Source organism: Bacteroides caecigallinarum, from assembly GCF_016901995.1.
GTDB lineage: Bacteria > Bacteroidota > Bacteroidia > Bacteroidales > Bacteroidaceae > Phocaeicola > Phocaeicola cellulolyticus.
This window is the reverse complement of record NZ_JACJLE010000070.1, coordinates 1-14,937: the sequence shown is the minus strand read 5'-3', so window position 1 is coordinate 14,937 and position 14,937 is coordinate 1. Positions and strand designations below refer to the sequence as shown.

General features: G+C 38.4%; 13 protein-coding genes. 10 read left to right on the top strand and 3 right to left on the bottom strand.

What is annotated here, in order from left to right; translation table 11 throughout:
• The 8 genes from H6A61_RS13995 to H6A61_RS13960 all read left to right on the top strand — a co-directional run.
• A partial coding sequence (locus tag H6A61_RS13995; RefSeq protein ID WP_204394480.1) for a DUF6140 family protein occupies window positions 1-216 on the top strand: 216 nt, incomplete at its 5' end.
• 80 nt (window positions 217-296) lie between these two features.
• Window positions 297-1,268 (top strand): hypothetical protein, encoded by a 972-nt coding sequence (locus tag H6A61_RS13990; RefSeq protein WP_204394479.1) that lies wholly within the window; start codon window positions 297-299, stop codon window positions 1,266-1,268.
• A gap of 10 nt (window positions 1,269-1,278) precedes the next feature.
• On the top strand, window positions 1,279-2,544 hold the full coding sequence (locus tag H6A61_RS13985; RefSeq protein ID WP_204394478.1) for an RtcB family protein: 1,266 nt from the start codon (window positions 1,279-1,281) through the stop codon (window positions 2,542-2,544).
• 93 nt (window positions 2,545-2,637) lie between these two features.
• Window positions 2,638-3,270, top strand: coding sequence for a YqiA/YcfP family alpha/beta fold hydrolase (locus tag H6A61_RS13980; protein ID WP_204394476.1), 633 nt, complete (start codon window positions 2,638-2,640; stop codon window positions 3,268-3,270).
• Complete coding sequence (locus tag H6A61_RS13975) at window positions 3,255-3,890, top strand: PD-(D/E)XK nuclease family protein (protein ID WP_204394474.1); 636 nt, start codon at window positions 3,255-3,257, stop codon at window positions 3,888-3,890. Before H6A61_RS13980 ends, H6A61_RS13975 begins: the two co-directional genes overlap by 16 nt.
• Before the next feature lie 40 nt (window positions 3,891-3,930).
• Complete coding sequence (locus H6A61_RS13970) at window positions 3,931-4,560, top strand: hypothetical protein (RefSeq protein ID WP_204394473.1); 630 nt, start codon at window positions 3,931-3,933, stop codon at window positions 4,558-4,560.
• 133 nt (window positions 4,561-4,693) lie between these two features.
• Window positions 4,694-6,379 (top strand): putative transporter, encoded by a 1,686-nt coding sequence (locus H6A61_RS13965; RefSeq protein WP_204394471.1) that lies wholly within the window; start codon window positions 4,694-4,696, stop codon window positions 6,377-6,379.
• Window positions 6,380-6,460: 81 nt separating this feature from the next.
• Window positions 6,461-7,837 carry an MFS transporter gene (locus tag H6A61_RS13960; protein WP_204394470.1) on the top strand — a complete coding sequence of 459 codons (1,377 nt, stop codon included), beginning with the start codon at window positions 6,461-6,463 and terminating at the stop codon, window positions 7,835-7,837.
• Between the two features lie 209 nt (window positions 7,838-8,046).
• On the opposite strand, the gene H6A61_RS13955 is transcribed toward H6A61_RS13960, so the two are convergent.
• The 3 genes from H6A61_RS13955 to H6A61_RS13945 form a co-directional block, all read right to left on the bottom strand.
• On the bottom strand, window positions 8,047-8,439 hold the full coding sequence (locus tag H6A61_RS13955; protein ID WP_204394468.1) for a hypothetical protein: 393 nt from the start codon (window positions 8,437-8,439) through the stop codon (window positions 8,047-8,049).
• 208 nt (window positions 8,440-8,647) lie between these two features.
• Window positions 8,648-9,421 (bottom strand): inositol monophosphatase family protein, encoded by a 774-nt coding sequence (locus tag H6A61_RS13950; RefSeq protein ID WP_204394466.1) that lies wholly within the window; start codon window positions 9,419-9,421, stop codon window positions 8,648-8,650.
• Between the two features lie 56 nt (window positions 9,422-9,477).
• On the bottom strand, window positions 9,478-11,403 hold the full coding sequence (locus H6A61_RS13945; RefSeq protein ID WP_204394464.1) for an AAA family ATPase: 1,926 nt from the start codon (window positions 11,401-11,403) through the stop codon (window positions 9,478-9,480).
• A 1,443-nt stretch (window positions 11,404-12,846) separates the two neighbouring features.
• Here H6A61_RS13945 and H6A61_RS13940 point away from each other — a divergent pair.
• Together H6A61_RS13940 and H6A61_RS13935 are read left to right on the top strand one after the other, a co-directional pair.
• Window positions 12,847-13,716, top strand: coding sequence for an MBL fold metallo-hydrolase (locus H6A61_RS13940; protein WP_204394462.1), 870 nt, complete (start codon window positions 12,847-12,849; stop codon window positions 13,714-13,716).
• Between the two features lie 62 nt (window positions 13,717-13,778).
• Window positions 13,779-14,798 carry a BACON domain-containing protein gene (locus H6A61_RS13935; protein ID WP_204394460.1) on the top strand — a complete coding sequence of 340 codons (1,020 nt, stop codon included), beginning with the start codon at window positions 13,779-13,781 and terminating at the stop codon, window positions 14,796-14,798.
• Window positions 14,799-14,937 lie beyond the last annotated feature (139 nt).

Below are 14,937 nucleotides of genomic sequence, written 5' to 3'. Positions count from 1 at the left end.
AGAGTATTCAGAGTAACTCCTAAGAGAGTAAAGAGAACAAACGGAACAGTACTGACACCTGAAATGGAAGTGACTGTAACTACTCAAACCCACACTTCAGATCCATTTTATAATGGAGCAAAAGAACTGAAGGAGGCTTATATGCGTATGTATGGCTTTGATTATCAGAAAGCCTGTTGCAGTAAGAATGATTTTGATTTCAAGAAATTAGATTAGTGTTGACACAGACATGATGGCAGTAGAAGAATATCAGTTCTTCTGCTGCTTTTCTGATTTTCAAATAAAGACATTTAAGCATGGAAGAAAATACAATTTCAACAAAGCCTTTCTATTTTCCTAAAGAAAATAAATCCATTGTCTCTATAATTGGTATTGGAGGTGGAGCCGGAAGAATAGTAAATGAAATGCAGGATTATGAATTCTTAAAACGATATTTATACGTGTTTGGCATGAACAGAAAAGAAATGGAGGAACTGTCATTGCCGCATAAATATCTTATAGGTACTGATGGACTGGGAAGTGGAAAAAATAAAAGATTTGCTGAGTCGGAATGTAAAAAGACATTACAAGGTTTGGATAAAATTATAAGTGAAATAGTATCATGTTTTGTCGTATGTCTTGGAGGAGGTACCGGTGAGGGTTGCATAAAAACTTTTCTTCAGAAATCGGTTGAAATGGGAACCAAGATAAAATTGCTTGTTGTCACATTGCCTCATTCATCAGAAGATATTGAGAAAAGGAGAAACGCTTTAGATTTATTACATAGTCTGGAAGAACTGGTAGATGGAATCTTTGTGGTAGATTATGATACTTTACCATGCAATACAATATCCGGATTGTTTAAGGAAGGGAATAGGAGAGTGATTGAGTTTGTTAAAAATCTTATAGGTTCAATCGTTAACCGTGGCATACTATGTTTTGATATTTATGATGTGGGTACATTTTTAAAATATAATTCCGATACCAGGTATGTCGAATATTTCTCACTATCAGGTGATATAAACTATTTAAGACAAGAGTCAAGTAATTTATCTAAGTATCTTCCTTCAAAATATAGTTCTGATGATGATATTTCAAATATGATTCTTTTGATCACTTTTAATAATAATGATACTGATGATGGTACGGTCGGAATTTTCTTGGATGAGACTGTTCATGGTATTATGCAGAATTTGAATAAAGAAAGCAACTTAAAATGGGGAATGTATAATGACTCCAATATAGAGAAAAATATTTTCCGACTTGATATATTCACCAAATGTAATTAGAGATAATCTTATGAAGACGATAGAAGGATATGATGTAAAGATATTCACAGAGAATATAGAAGATAATGCTATAGAACAAATCAGGCAGTTGCTGTCTATAGGTGTATTTAGTGATTGTAAAATTCGCATTATGCCGGATGTTCATGCCGGAGCAGGTTGTGTGATAGGTTTCACAGGGAACCTGGGTGACAAGGTGATTCCTAACATAGTGGGAGTAGATATAGGATGTGGTATGATTGTCAAGCCATTTTTGTGCTGCAATCCTATAGACTTCCACGCTTTGAATGAATATATCCTCCATGCTATTCCTTCAGGGCGTGACATTAGGGATGAAAACTATCTGGCATTGCCTGGAAAGTATTCAGAACTGTATCAGAATGCAAAGCAATTGATATTGCAGCTACGCTGTTATCGTGAATTGAAGGAAGCTCGTAGATTATATAAACCCATAGGTTCGCTTGGTGGTGGAAATCATTTTATAGAACTGGACAAAGATGAATTCGGTCTTTATTATCTTGTTGTGCATACAGGAAGCCGCAAATTAGGGAAGCAGGTGGCAGATTTTTATCAGAAACTGGCTATTAAATGTCAGTCCGGGTGGGATAAGCTGATTGAAGAAAAAAATCGTATAATAGCCGAGTATAAAAAAGAAGGAAGAAGAAATGAATTACAGGGAGTCATAAGGGAACTGCACAACTCCTTCAGAACCAGGGAACTTACTATACCTCAAGAATTGTGTTATTTAGAAGGACAGTTCCGTTGTGACTACCTTCATGATATGCATATTTGTCAGCATTGGGCGCAAATCAATCGACAGTTAATCGTAGATCAGATAATGGATTTTATGGTCAGTAATGGTTTTGTTCTTTCTAAAGAGTCTTTTCAAGCGTTCGAGAGTGTTCATAATTATATTGGTGATGATAATATAATCAGGAAAGGAGCCATATCAGCCCGATTAGGAGAAAGATGTATCATACCATTGAACATGCGTGACGGTTCTTTGATTTGTATTGGAAAAGGCAATGAAGACTGGAACTTCTCAGCTCCTCATGGTGCCGGAAGAATAATGAGCCGTACAGATGCTATCAATAAAATCAGTTTGAGTGATTTCAGAGATTCTATGTCAGGCATCTATAGTGAGACTATAACTGAAAAAACAAAAGACGAATCTCCTATGGTGTATAAACCTAAAGATGAAATCATACAGAATATATTTGATTCAGTTGATATAGAGACTATTATAAGGCCGGTCTTCAATTTCAAGGCTTCTTATTAAAAGTTTTTTTGAAAAAAGTTCCTGTAAAATGAAATTTATTGACCGGAATGAGTATAATTGTATAAAACGTGAAAATAATAAGATTGAAAGATTATGCTTAAAGAAAGTTTTATAAAGAAGAATTTGTCAGAAGAAAAGCCCTCCAAGAAACTTTTATACATACACGGACTGTCCTCTTCAGGTATGTCCGCTACAGCAGGAACTTTACGAAAACTTTTACCCGAATATGAGGTTTTATCTCCGGATCTGCCGGTAAATCCACAAGAAGCTTTTTCTATGCTGAAAGAACTATGCGAAATAGAGCATCCGGATATTATTGTCGGAACATCCATGGGAGGAATGTTCACACAGTTACTAAAGGGATATAAAAGGATATTGGTCAATCCAGCTTTCCATGTCTCTGAGTTTATGCGTACCATAATCGGCACACAGGAGTTTCTCAATCCACGCCAAGATGGAGAAACTCATTTTGAAATAACTCCTGAACTGTGCGATGCCTATCAGAAACTAGAATCCTGTCAGTTTGAGAATATTACGGACTTTGACATAAAATATACCTATGCCTTGTTTGGGAGAAATGACACTCTCGTAAACGGGTTTGATGAATATACTTCTCATTATGATAATGTCATATGGTTTGATGGAGGACACCGTCTGGATAATACTGTTATAGAGAATATTCTTGTACCATTGATAAAAAGAGAATCAATATGGAAAACTTACTGAAAGAAGTATGCAGGATATCTGAAAAATATATTAACCGGGAGTTTCTATCCAGTGAGTATTATAATATATTTCAGGTAATTGATATGACATCAAATGAAACGGGCGTGCATTTTGCTTTTATCGCTGATCTTCTTAATCCTAAAGGAAGACACAGGATGGGAGATGTCTTTTTGAAGCTGTTTCTTGAAATGGATATCTTTAAGGATATGAATTTCGAATCGGCTAATGCTATAGTTGAGCGTGAAAAGTATATTGGAGAAGTCACAGATGAAACAGGCGGTCGCATAGATATACATATAATGGATTCTTCCGGAAAATGTATAATTATCGAAAATAAAATTTATGCATCAGACCAGGATAATCAGATAAGGCGATATTATAATTATGCCGAAAGCCTGAAAACAGAGTATAGGTTGATATATCTGTCATTATTCGGTGATGTTCACGATGAAGATAAGACAACCGGTAATGATAAAAACAAGAAACAGTTAGTGCAAGGTGTAAACTGTCATATCCTTTCATATGAAAAGGATATATTGCAATGGCTTGAGAAATGCAGGAGTAAGAATGAGGTGTCCGGCAGGCCTATGATTACGCGAAGCTATAAATCATTATATTAATTTAGTAAAATATCTTACCAACCAGACTATGCATAGTGAAATGAAAAAAGAACTTGAACAGTTGATACTTGGCAATAATGAGTATATCAGAAATATTTCTACACTGAAAAAAGCAATAGAACTAAGTGAAATATCTTTGCAGAAACAGTTTTGGAATAGTCTTAGGAAAAAGATGGAAGGTAAAGGCTATAAAGTAGCTCCTGCCACTAAAAACAGCAATTATATTATTGCTTCTGATGATATGGTAGAAAACTATTATAGAAACAACAGGGACAATCACTACGGGTTTGAGTTTAAAATAGGAGATTATAAAGATTCAGATATTTTATATGCTGTCAGAATGCATACTCCTGTAAAATGCGGCTTACTTGCCAGAAAGAAAAATATTGAGAATACCGGAAATGGAAAGTGTGACTACGTTCCAATAACAGATTACAAGGACTATGATGATTTGATGGCGAACTTTAAAATGTCTTTTTATGAGAAAGACCAGCGTGGATGGTATCTGGCCTATAGAAATCTCCATAAGAAATTTAACTTTAGGGATATGGACAGCGAGACATTGGAAAATCTTATATCGCTGGATGAAAGTCTGGATAATGTATTGGAAAGGATATGTTCTGACATTGATGCAATGAGCGACATTCTTAATACACTTCGCAAATCATAAAATATCTGACATTATCCCTTTTCACAAAAAGAATTCTCTCCCATAAATATTATCTTTATAGAGATATTGTTATTACCTTTGCCCCCCGTAATTCAAAATCTATGAAAATTTAATACAATAAAAAACTATAATTATGGAATTGATTGAAAACCTGTTTATGGGTTATCCCAATTTATGGGGAGGGGGAGTGGCGCACTCCGTACTTATTCTGTCATTGGTAATAACGATAGGTATTGCGCTTGGTAAGGTAAAGGTGGCCGGTGTTTCTTTGGGTATCACATGGATACTTTTCGTCGGAATTATCTTCGGACATTTCAATATGAATCTTGATGAACACCTGCTCCATTTTCTCAAGGAGTTCGGACTTATTCTGTTTGTCTATTCTATAGGTCTTCAGGTTGGCCCGGGTTTCTTCTCGGCATTCAAGAAAGGAGGTCTCACACTCAATATGGTGGCGATGACAGTTGTCTTTTCCGGTGTAATTCTGGCAATAGTACTCCATTTTGTATCCGGAGTGCCTATCACAACTATGGTTGGTATTCTTTCCGGTGCCGTAACCAATACACCGGGTCTTGGTGCCGCACAACAGGCAAATAGCGACCTCAACGGTGTTGATGCTCCAGAAATAGCATTAGGTTATGCTGTGGCATACCCGCTTGGTGTAATCGGATGTATCCTTTCTCTCTGGGGACTGAGATATATTCTTCGCGTTAAGCTTGATACAGAAGAAACTGATGCCAAACGCGGTTTGGGACATCTTCAGGAACTTACTGTACGCCCTGTTACCATCGAGATACACAATGAGTCTGTAATAGGAAAGAAACTCCGTGATATACATCCTCTGGTGAAGAGATATTTCGTTGTTTCACACATATATCATGCAGATACAGGAACAGTGGAAATGGCAGGTGCCGATACTGTATTGAACCTGAACGACAAGATTCTTCTTACATCTGCTCCGGTTGATATTGATGCCATAACAGTATTCCTTGGCTGTCAGGTAGAGATGAACTGGGACAATGAAGAAGCCGACCTTGTAACTAGAAGTGTCGTTATTACCCGTTCAGAGGTAAATGGCAAGATGCTTTCACAGCTCAAAATCAGAAACAGTTTTGGAGCCAATGTAGTCAGAGTAAACCGTTCGGGAGTAGATTTGGTTCCTTCACCAAACCTTCAGCTCCAGATAGGCGACCGTGTTATGATTGTCGGTAATGAGCTTGCAGTAGGTCAGACAGAGAAAGTTCTCGGTAACTCGTTGAAGCAGCTTAACCATCCTAACCTTATTCCTATATTCCTAGGTATAGCTTTGGGATGTATTCTTGGTAGTATTCCATTTGTTTTCCCCGGTATCCCTCAGCCTGTTAAGTTAGGTCTGGCAGGAGGTCCGCTAATTGTATCTATATTGATCAGCCGTTTCGGCCCTCAGTACAAACTGATAACCTATACCACCATGAGTGCCAATCTGATGGTCCGCGAGATAGGTCTTTCACTATTCCTTGCCTGTGTAGGTTTGGGAGCCGGAGCCGGATTTGTTGATACTATAGTTCATCATGGAGGATATGTATGGATAGGATATGGAGTTATAATTACCGTAGTGCCTTTGATTATAGCCGGACTTGTAGGCCGTTATGCTTTCAAACTCAACTATTATACCCTTATCGGAGTCCTCTCAGGAGCGACAACCAATCCGCCTGCACTTGCATATTCCAACGACCAGACATCATGCGATGCTCCTGCAGTAGGATATGCCACAGTCTATCCGCTTACTATGTTCCTTCGTGTCCTCACGGCGCAGTTGCTGATTTTATCATTGGCATAAATGTATATTTGTTTCCTAAATGCAAGAAAATGTGTATCTTTGCATCGTTTTTTCGAAAAATGATAAATAAATATACATAAAATGACACAACAGGTAAAGAAAAAGTTAAACGATTCGTGGGGCATGCGTTGGGGTGCTCTGGCTATTGTAGCCTTCACAATGATGGCTGCTTATTATGTGAACGATGTAGTCGCACCGCTAAAGAGTATGCTTGAGGCTGCTCCAGCCGACAATGGTCTTGGATGGACAAGTAGTGATTATGGAATATACACAGGTGCCTACAGCTTTCTGAATGTATTCTGCCTTATGCTGATATGGGGAGGATTGATTCTTGACAGATTCGGCATTCGTTTTACAGGAAAGTTGGCTACCATACTCATGGTAGTAGGTACAGGACTTGAGTATTATGCCATGACAAGCATGGTGGGAACTGCCGATACAATCCTTGGATACAAAGCCGATGTCTTCGTCGCTTCTGCCGGATATTCAGTGTTCGGAGTAGGAGCCGAGGTTGCCGGTATCACCGTAACGAAGATGATAGCCAAATGGTTCCGTGGTAAGGAAATGGCTACAGCTATGGGAGTTCAGGTTGCCCTTGCACGTGTAGGTTCGCAGGCTGCATACGCAGTAGCTATTCCTGTGGCACGTTCGTTCGAACTTACTACACCTGTTCTCATTGGTCTTGTATGCCTCGTAGGCGGTATGATTGCATTCTTCTCATTCTCTGTACTCGACAAGAAGCTCGATACACAGATGGAAGAAATCAAGGATGAATCTTCTGACGACGAAAAGTTCTCTTTCAAGGATGTGGCAACAATCCTTTCAAATCCGGGCTTTTGGCTCATTGCCCTGCTTTGCGTGTTGTTCTACTCATGCGTATTCCCATTCCAGAAATTCGCTTCGGAACTGATGATTACAAAGTACGGTATTGACGAAAACGTAGCCGGATTCTTTGCGGGTCTTCCTGCTTTGGGAGCATTGATCCTTACGCCGGTATTCGGTGGAATGGTCGATAAGCGAGGAAAGGCAGCTTCAATAATGATGTTCGGAGCAGCAATGCTTATATTCGTACACTTTGTTTATGCTTTGCCTTTCATCACAGGTGCATACATCGCCATCATTCTTATGATAATCCTCGGTATAGCATTCTCGCTTGTGCCTTCTGCAATGTGGCCTTCTGTAGCGAAGATATTCCCTGCCCATCAGCTTGGAACAGCATACGCGCTTATCTTCTTTATACAGAACATAGGTCTGTGGGGTGTACCTACACTTATCGGTTTTGTACTCGACAATTATTGTATCACCGGTAAGACTGCAACAGGAACAAACCTATACGATTATACACTCCCTATGTGTATTTTCACAGGTTTTGCCGTACTTTCATTGCTGGTGGCATTTGCCCTTAAAATTGCAGACAAGAAGTTTGGATATAAGCTTGAAGAATCCAATATCAAGTAATCTCAATCTTAGTTTTAAAGTTAGACAAAATAAAATCCTGCCTCCGTTTTTCTTATAAGAATACGGAAGCAGGATTTTTTAGTTTCCGTAGTCAGCGGAAAAATTACTACGGAGATTCATTTAATTTATAATTATAGCGGGATGTTTTTACTTGATTTCAATGCTGCGTGTATCGAAATAACTTATAGTTAAGTCTAGTTTAGTTTCTCTTATTCATTGGTTCCTGTCTCAGGTTCCAGTTCTACATTAATAATTGTGTTGTCCCATTTAAACATTTTGCCGGTACCCAAATCAACCAGAAATCCCGGCCAGAAAAGGAAATTCCAAAGGGATGAGGCATTAAATTCTGTTTCAAGAATGAAAGGGGTGGGAGCGTAACCGTCTTTTCGTGCTATAAGCTGTTTGTCTGTGATTTTTTTCTTTATCTTAGTAGTTACCATGTTATCTTTTTCAACTTCCGCTATCTTTATATTAGTCTCTACATCATAAATCTTTGTTCCGTTTGGAGCCATGAATGTAACGTTCTGTTTCGATGCGGTAAAAACAGTACAGCATGACGACAATGCTGTAGCAGTAATGATAGTCAATAATGTTTTCTTCATAATTTGTTTGGCTATGTTTTTGTCTCCGGTTGCAAAGATATATAGATTTTGCAGGATGATAATGATTTTATAATGTACATAGAATAGATATTATGTGCTGATTATCAATGTTTTGATAATTTGCATGATGTACAAAACAGAAAATGCCAACCAAAATCAGAACTGAATTGGTTGGCATTTTCTGTAGGCGGACATCTGTATCCCGGTTTTATCCGATGTGTTTCTGTATAATAGTGAAAAGCTCTTCCAGATTTTCAGAGCTGTTTCCGGCTATTACTCCGCAAGGAGAGACAAAGTCAAGAGGTTTGCCGTCGAGACCTGAAATCTTTCCACCGGCTTCCGTAAGGATTAGTGATGCGGCTGCAAAGTCCCATGGACTTAACAGATACTCAAAGTACAGTTCGCATCTTCCCATTGCCAGGTAGCACAATTCAGGAGCACAAGCACCGAAGCGGCGTATGTCGTTACATTTTCCGAAAGTTTCACGTATTATCCCCGAACATATTTCTGCATATTCCTTATGATATACAGGCAGGGCGGTACACATTATCGCATTTCCGAAGCCACGATTTGAAACATTGATTCTCTTGCCGTTAAGATAAGCTCCTTTACCTTTTTCTGCATAGAACATTTCCCTAGTCCTTGGAAGATATACAACCCCCATTATCATGTCCGAATAATGTTTCAATCCTACGCAGATGGCGCATTCTGCTATTCCACGGCTATAGTTGGCTGTCCCGTCTATCGGGTCGATAATCCATGTATATTCATGGTTTGCATCATGCATATCCTCTTCTTCACAAAGAAATCCGCTGTCCGGCAGTGCCTCTGCCAACTGTTTACACAAGTAATCCTGTACAGCTATATCCGAAGAGGTAACAATATTTGAATACCCTTCCTTGCTCGAAATGTCAAATCCTTCGGTAACCATGAGTGCCGAAGCATTCATTACTATGTCCTTAAGTTTATCCAGTGATATCATATCCTTTTATTTATTATATTCAGAATCAAAATTACTAAAAAAATAACATATATCACTCACGCCCTGAAACCAATAGGGCGTGGTGATGAAATATTTGCCGTTTTCAGGCTGAGAAAGTTTTTTTCAGTTTCTATTATGTCTGATTCTTCAATCACACACAGCATATCTATGTCTATGTTTCTTTCGGAAGGAGAGGATGTCATAACCCTTCGAGCCATACTTTTTATGATGCCCTGATAAATCAGATTATGCACCCATCGTCCGTTTCCGAAATACTCGTTGCGGTTAGCCGCAGCTTTTTCTATCAAGGTATTCAGATATTTATGAGCGTCGTCAGTCAATCGGTAGTTTCCTGCTTTCAGTGTGCGGCAAGCCATTTCCATCAGCTCTTCTGCAGAATAGTCGTTAAAATGGAATGTCAGCGGGAAGCGGTCTTTCAGTCCCGGATTTGTTTTCATCATATTCATCATCTTGTCCTCATATCCTGCCAGGATTACAATCATGTCAGGTTGAGGCTCGGAGAGTACCGTAAGCAGAGCATTCAGAATCTCCTTGCCGAAGTCCTTCGTATCACTCTCATGAGATACGAGTGTGTATGCTTCATCAATGAACAGTACACCTCCTCGTGCCTCCTCTATGGCTTCCAGAGTCTTTTTTTCTGTCATACCTATATATTCTCCCACCAGTTTGGAGCGGTTAGTCTCCACTGTGTGCCCTTTGCTGAGCAAACCCATATTGTGATATATTTCGCCCACAAGTTTTGCCACAGTGGTTTTTCCCGTTCCCGGATTACCAAGGAAAAGCATATGGTTTCGCTGCTCATTATTTGTCTGCAGACACATCTCAGCCCTCTTTTGGTTGAACATAGCCATCATTCTGGCCTCTCTCATGTCGTCCTTCACTCTTTGCAGTCCTACCATGTCTTCCAGTTCCTTTTTCGCCTTTATACCGGATATTCGGGATTCTTCCTCGTCATTATTGAAGCCGAATTTTTCATCCATCAGTCCCTCTACCAGTCTCTGAAAATCTTCAGCCTCCTGGTCGTACTCATATTCAAATCCTACTGATCTGTCGGATGACAACCTGAATGTGGTTTCTTCGGTGAATAGTCCGTTCATCAGTACACATTTTTCCATCATCATTGCAATGTCCTTGTCTTTCCCATGCAGGATGAAAGTTGTATCCTTGAATGTGTCGTATCTGATAATGCTGGCAATGAGGTTTACTATGTTCATGGTGTGAGCGTTGTATTTCAGTTCCGTCACCTCCACAATCACAGCCTTTGCCTTTGCCACCTTTTCTTCCATGTTCTTCCATCCGTAAGCTCCCGTAGTGATTTCCTCGAGCGACAGGCTGTATTTCATGGAGACATCATCGCCTGTTATGAATCCGCCCAAAATCATCGAAGCCAAAGCCTTGGCACCATAGGTTTCACCCTCGCCGGTCACCAGCAGGTGAGGCACTTTTTCGGCCTTTCTGTTGCTTATATCATTACTGTAAATCAGCAGTCTGTCTATCAGCAGCTTTATGAGAGGCTCTTTGAAACGTCCACAGTACAGCTTATGCCACCAGTTGGTAAATGCTAGTTTCCCGGCAAAGAACATTTCCTGCTGATGTCCTTCTATTGGCTGCATTGCTTTTCGTGTCCAATAGTTGGAAGATATCGGCAGGTCAAGTTCGCAGAACCATTTAGGATTTCCGTTTATATATATGTAGGCTCGATACATGCCGGCATCCCATAAATCGTCATTTGCCAGTAGAAAGGAAGATTTTTTCAGAATATTGTCCGGATTATGGGTGATACATCCGGTACCCATTAACCTGTAAGAGGAAGAATAAATACGTACCGACATCTCTTTTACTCCGGTCAGACCTTTAGGAGCTGAAAATTCTACATCAAGGTGACAGTCGGCATATTCAGGAGCAAAATTATTTGAATTTGAATCGAAATTGCGTTTTACGCGTAAGAATACATTTTTCATAAACAACGTGATTTCTGAGTTTCTTTAAAGTCTGATAACTAACAACTAATAACTAGTAACTAACAACTAGTTTTCAAAATAGAACCCCCTCTTCCCAGTCGAAGAGTCGGGTATGAACCCGTAAGTCAAAGAGCATAGCAATCCCTGCCGCATGATTTTTTTTCTTTGCGGCCATCGGAAAAAACTTAGTTTAATGAATGATTTTTTTAATCCATAAACCTGCTGTTTTGCTTCTTCGACATTGTTTTGTTGTTTATGAAAAAATAGAATTAAAATGTGGTGGTTTTAAAATTGCGCCACACTCAATTACAAAAATAATGCAATTTATTTTGATTTCCAAATTCTAGTTGGGAAATCTATGGAAAAATGCTATAAAACAAGCTCAAAAAAACGTGCGCACATTTCGCTTAAAACGTGCGTTCATTCGATTTTAAGCGTGCGCACGCTTTGCCTTGAACGTGCGCACGCTTTTGTGGGAGTGTATAAAATCTAATTATGCTTTATTGTATTTAGTTTCAAAATTTCTGATAATCACCTCTTTTTTCATTTTTGTTTCTACATCCAAGCTTTGATTATTTGTTGTATTATGTTAATTATAGAGCAATCCTTTACATTTGTTTTATACTGCTTTTCATATAAAAAAATTGCATGAATTAGGGTTATTAGGGCCATAGGTTCATATGGCCCCATTTTTCTAACAATAGTTTCAATCATATTTTCTCATGAATTCCGATATTGAATAACTCTTTCAGCTTTATACTAACCTGATATATGGTAAATTTATATATATGAACGATTTCTTTTGTATTTAATAAAAGTTAAAATTATACAAAATGCGGCAATGAGCTTATATATTTTTCATAGCATGTACATGTGATATAAACCTATATAAATTTAAGGTTCAAAAATAATCCATAATATCAGAAAATATCTGGCATTATATTGTACAATATATTATGTTATATGACTATGTACCGGTAAAATAGGGCCATATGAACCTATGGCCCTAATGGCCCTAAAATTAATGGTGAATATGGTGGCTATGGCTATTCCAAAAGGTATGGAACCTTCATAATGTTTGTTGAATAGTGATAACTTATATTGGCAATAATAAATAATAATTAGTATTTATATATTCGCATGAATATTACTTAAATCAAGCCGATTTTATTTGTTAGCTTAAAGGCTTTAAAACCAAAAATGACAAATGATAAAGATACGGTTTTCTTGAATTCATGGAAAAAGGGGATCTTTTTTTAGAGTAATATATTTATTGTCTGTATATAGCTGTTTCTAATTTGAAAATTATAACAAATTGTTTCGGTATTTAAACAATAAATAAGTATCTTTGTATATTTCAAAACAGAAGACTATCCTTAAGGAAATATTTTTTTATATACCTTATATGGTGTTATGAAGTAATAAACCGTAAAATAAATGTCTATGAAGAATGTTGTTGTCAGTAGTGTAGCATATATGATAGTACCATTGTTTATGCTTGGTTGTTCCGGACAATCAAAACAATCAAAAGAAAAAGATGTGATTACAGAAAGTGTGGAAGTATTAAATGTCAAAGAAAATATGCTATCCACCTTAGAACTTGATGGAGTGAGAGTTACATGGATACGCGATAATGCAAAAGATCGCCTAATGCCACGCTTTTTATTCCCGGATGCTACAGATGCACAGATTGACAGTCTTTCACTTCAGAATGGCATACCTGCCTCGGTGAGCGCTTTCCTGGTAGAAAAGGATGGAAAGTATATGCTTTTTGATTCAGGAGTAGGAGCACCTGACAGCAAGTTACAGGAAGGCCTTAAAACTTTGTGTGTCGCACCGTCTGAAATAGACTATATTTTCATAACTCATTTTCATGGAGACCATATAGGAGGCATGATGAAAGACGGCAGTCCTGTATTTACAAATGCAGAAGTATATGCCTCTAAAACGGAGTATGATGCGTGGATGAAAATGCCAGAGGACAAGAAGTCGCAGGTAGAAACTATGATGAAAGCGTATGGCGACCGTGTTCATATGTTTGCTTTTGGAGATACACTACCTTGTAATGTTATAGCAATGGATGCTTCCGGCCATACTCCTGGACATACTGTATTCCAGACCGGCAAGCTGTTGGTGGTAGGTGATCTGATGCACGGAGCGGCGCTGCAGCTGAAATATCCTGATATCTGTGCCACATACGACATGGACAAAAAAGGAGCAATAAAAAGCCGTAAACATTATATAGAGTATGCCCGCAAGAATAATCTTGTGATAGCCGGCATGCATTTGCCGGTACCGGCGTTTATGAAGTAATATTTTTATATTGCCTTTATTTGAGAAAACAGTAATTAATGTTATCAATAAATTTTTATAGTATGTCATCTAAAGTTATTCTTAAAAGGAGTCAGGCTCTGCTTTCCGGATTCCTTGTCATGTTTTTATTTATCTTTTCTTCGTGCGATAAACTTATCGATTTGTTGGAAGGTGGTGATGATGAAGAAGATGTAACAATTGAATTTCCGAATTCACAAACATCGTGGGATGTAAGCAATGAGGGAGATTTGATTAGAGTGGAATTTTCTGCAAGTAACGATTGGGAGATAATAGTAGATGAATCGGCTTTATCGTGGATAAGTGTGTCGCCTAATGAAGGAACAGCAGGAGATTACACATTGGAGATATCTGTAGCTGCAAATGAAACAGGCGAACAGCGTTACGGGTTTGTGGCTATCGTGTCAGGCGATGAAAGAGTGGATCTTTCATTAATGCAATATGGTTTGGAAACTGTTATTGACATTCCTGAATCTCAGACTTCATGGGATGTAAATTGTCTGGGAAAGGTCATTGAAGTGAATTTTGTAACCAATAAAGATTGGAACATCGAAGTTGATGATAAAGCCTCGTCATGGATAAGTGCCTCTCCTTCAAAAGGTACTGCAGGAGAATATACATTGGAGATATCCGTGTCGGCAAATGATACCGAAGAAGAACGCTACGGATTTGTAACTATAGTATCCGGTGATATGAGAAAGGATATTAATATTTTTCAGGGCAGACAGGAAACAGTTCTTGATATTCCCGAATCTCAGACTTCATGGGATATAAGCAGTGCAGAAAAGGTAATAGAAGTAAATCTTGTGACAAACAAAGATTGGAGTGTTGAAGTTGACGAGTCTGCATCATCATGGATAAGCGTATCTCCTTCACAGGGAACGGCGGGAGAATATACATTGAAAATATCCGTTTCAGAAAATAATACCGAAAATCAGCGTTACGGAATTCTGACTGTGGTTTGCGGTGATGAAAAGAGAGAAATCTTTATCAATCAGAAGGAGAAGACATTCCAGCCTGAAGGGGAAGGACCTGATGATATGCCAATTGAGGAATGGAAATAGTTTATCGTAACAACATTAAAAACAACGTGTAATGAAATTCCCATGAGATAAAAAAATCACGCCAAAGAGAATGTAAATAGTCAAGCTGAAGTTACCTTTGTATAGTGTAACCCTAAATGTATCAGTTATGGCAGAAGTG

Coding starts and splice junctions, on each gene's coding strand:
- H6A61_RS13955 (WP_204394468.1), bottom strand. CDS start 8,439: ATGAAGAAAACATTATTGACTATCATTACTGCTACAGCATTGTCGTCA.
- H6A61_RS13990 (WP_204394479.1), top strand. CDS start 297: ATGGAAGAAAATACAATTTCAACAAAGCCTTTCTATTTTCCTAAAGAA.
- H6A61_RS13970 (WP_204394473.1), top strand. CDS start 3,931: ATGAAAAAAGAACTTGAACAGTTGATACTTGGCAATAATGAGTATATC.
- H6A61_RS13980 (WP_204394476.1), top strand. CDS start 2,638: ATGCTTAAAGAAAGTTTTATAAAGAAGAATTTGTCAGAAGAAAAGCCC.
- H6A61_RS13975 (WP_204394474.1), top strand. CDS start 3,255: ATGGAAAACTTACTGAAAGAAGTATGCAGGATATCTGAAAAATATATT.
- H6A61_RS13935 (WP_204394460.1), top strand. CDS start 13,779: ATGTCATCTAAAGTTATTCTTAAAAGGAGTCAGGCTCTGCTTTCCGGA.
- H6A61_RS13940 (WP_204394462.1), top strand. CDS start 12,847: ATGAAGAATGTTGTTGTCAGTAGTGTAGCATATATGATAGTACCATTG.
- H6A61_RS13985 (WP_204394478.1), top strand. CDS start 1,279: ATGAAGACGATAGAAGGATATGATGTAAAGATATTCACAGAGAATATA.
- H6A61_RS13945 (WP_204394464.1), bottom strand. CDS start 11,403: ATGAAAAATGTATTCTTACGCGTAAAACGCAATTTCGATTCAAATTCA.
- H6A61_RS13950 (WP_204394466.1), bottom strand. CDS start 9,421: ATGATATCACTGGATAAACTTAAGGACATAGTAATGAATGCTTCGGCA.
- H6A61_RS13960 (WP_204394470.1), top strand. CDS start 6,461: ATGACACAACAGGTAAAGAAAAAGTTAAACGATTCGTGGGGCATGCGT.
- H6A61_RS13965 (WP_204394471.1), top strand. CDS start 4,694: ATGGAATTGATTGAAAACCTGTTTATGGGTTATCCCAATTTATGGGGA.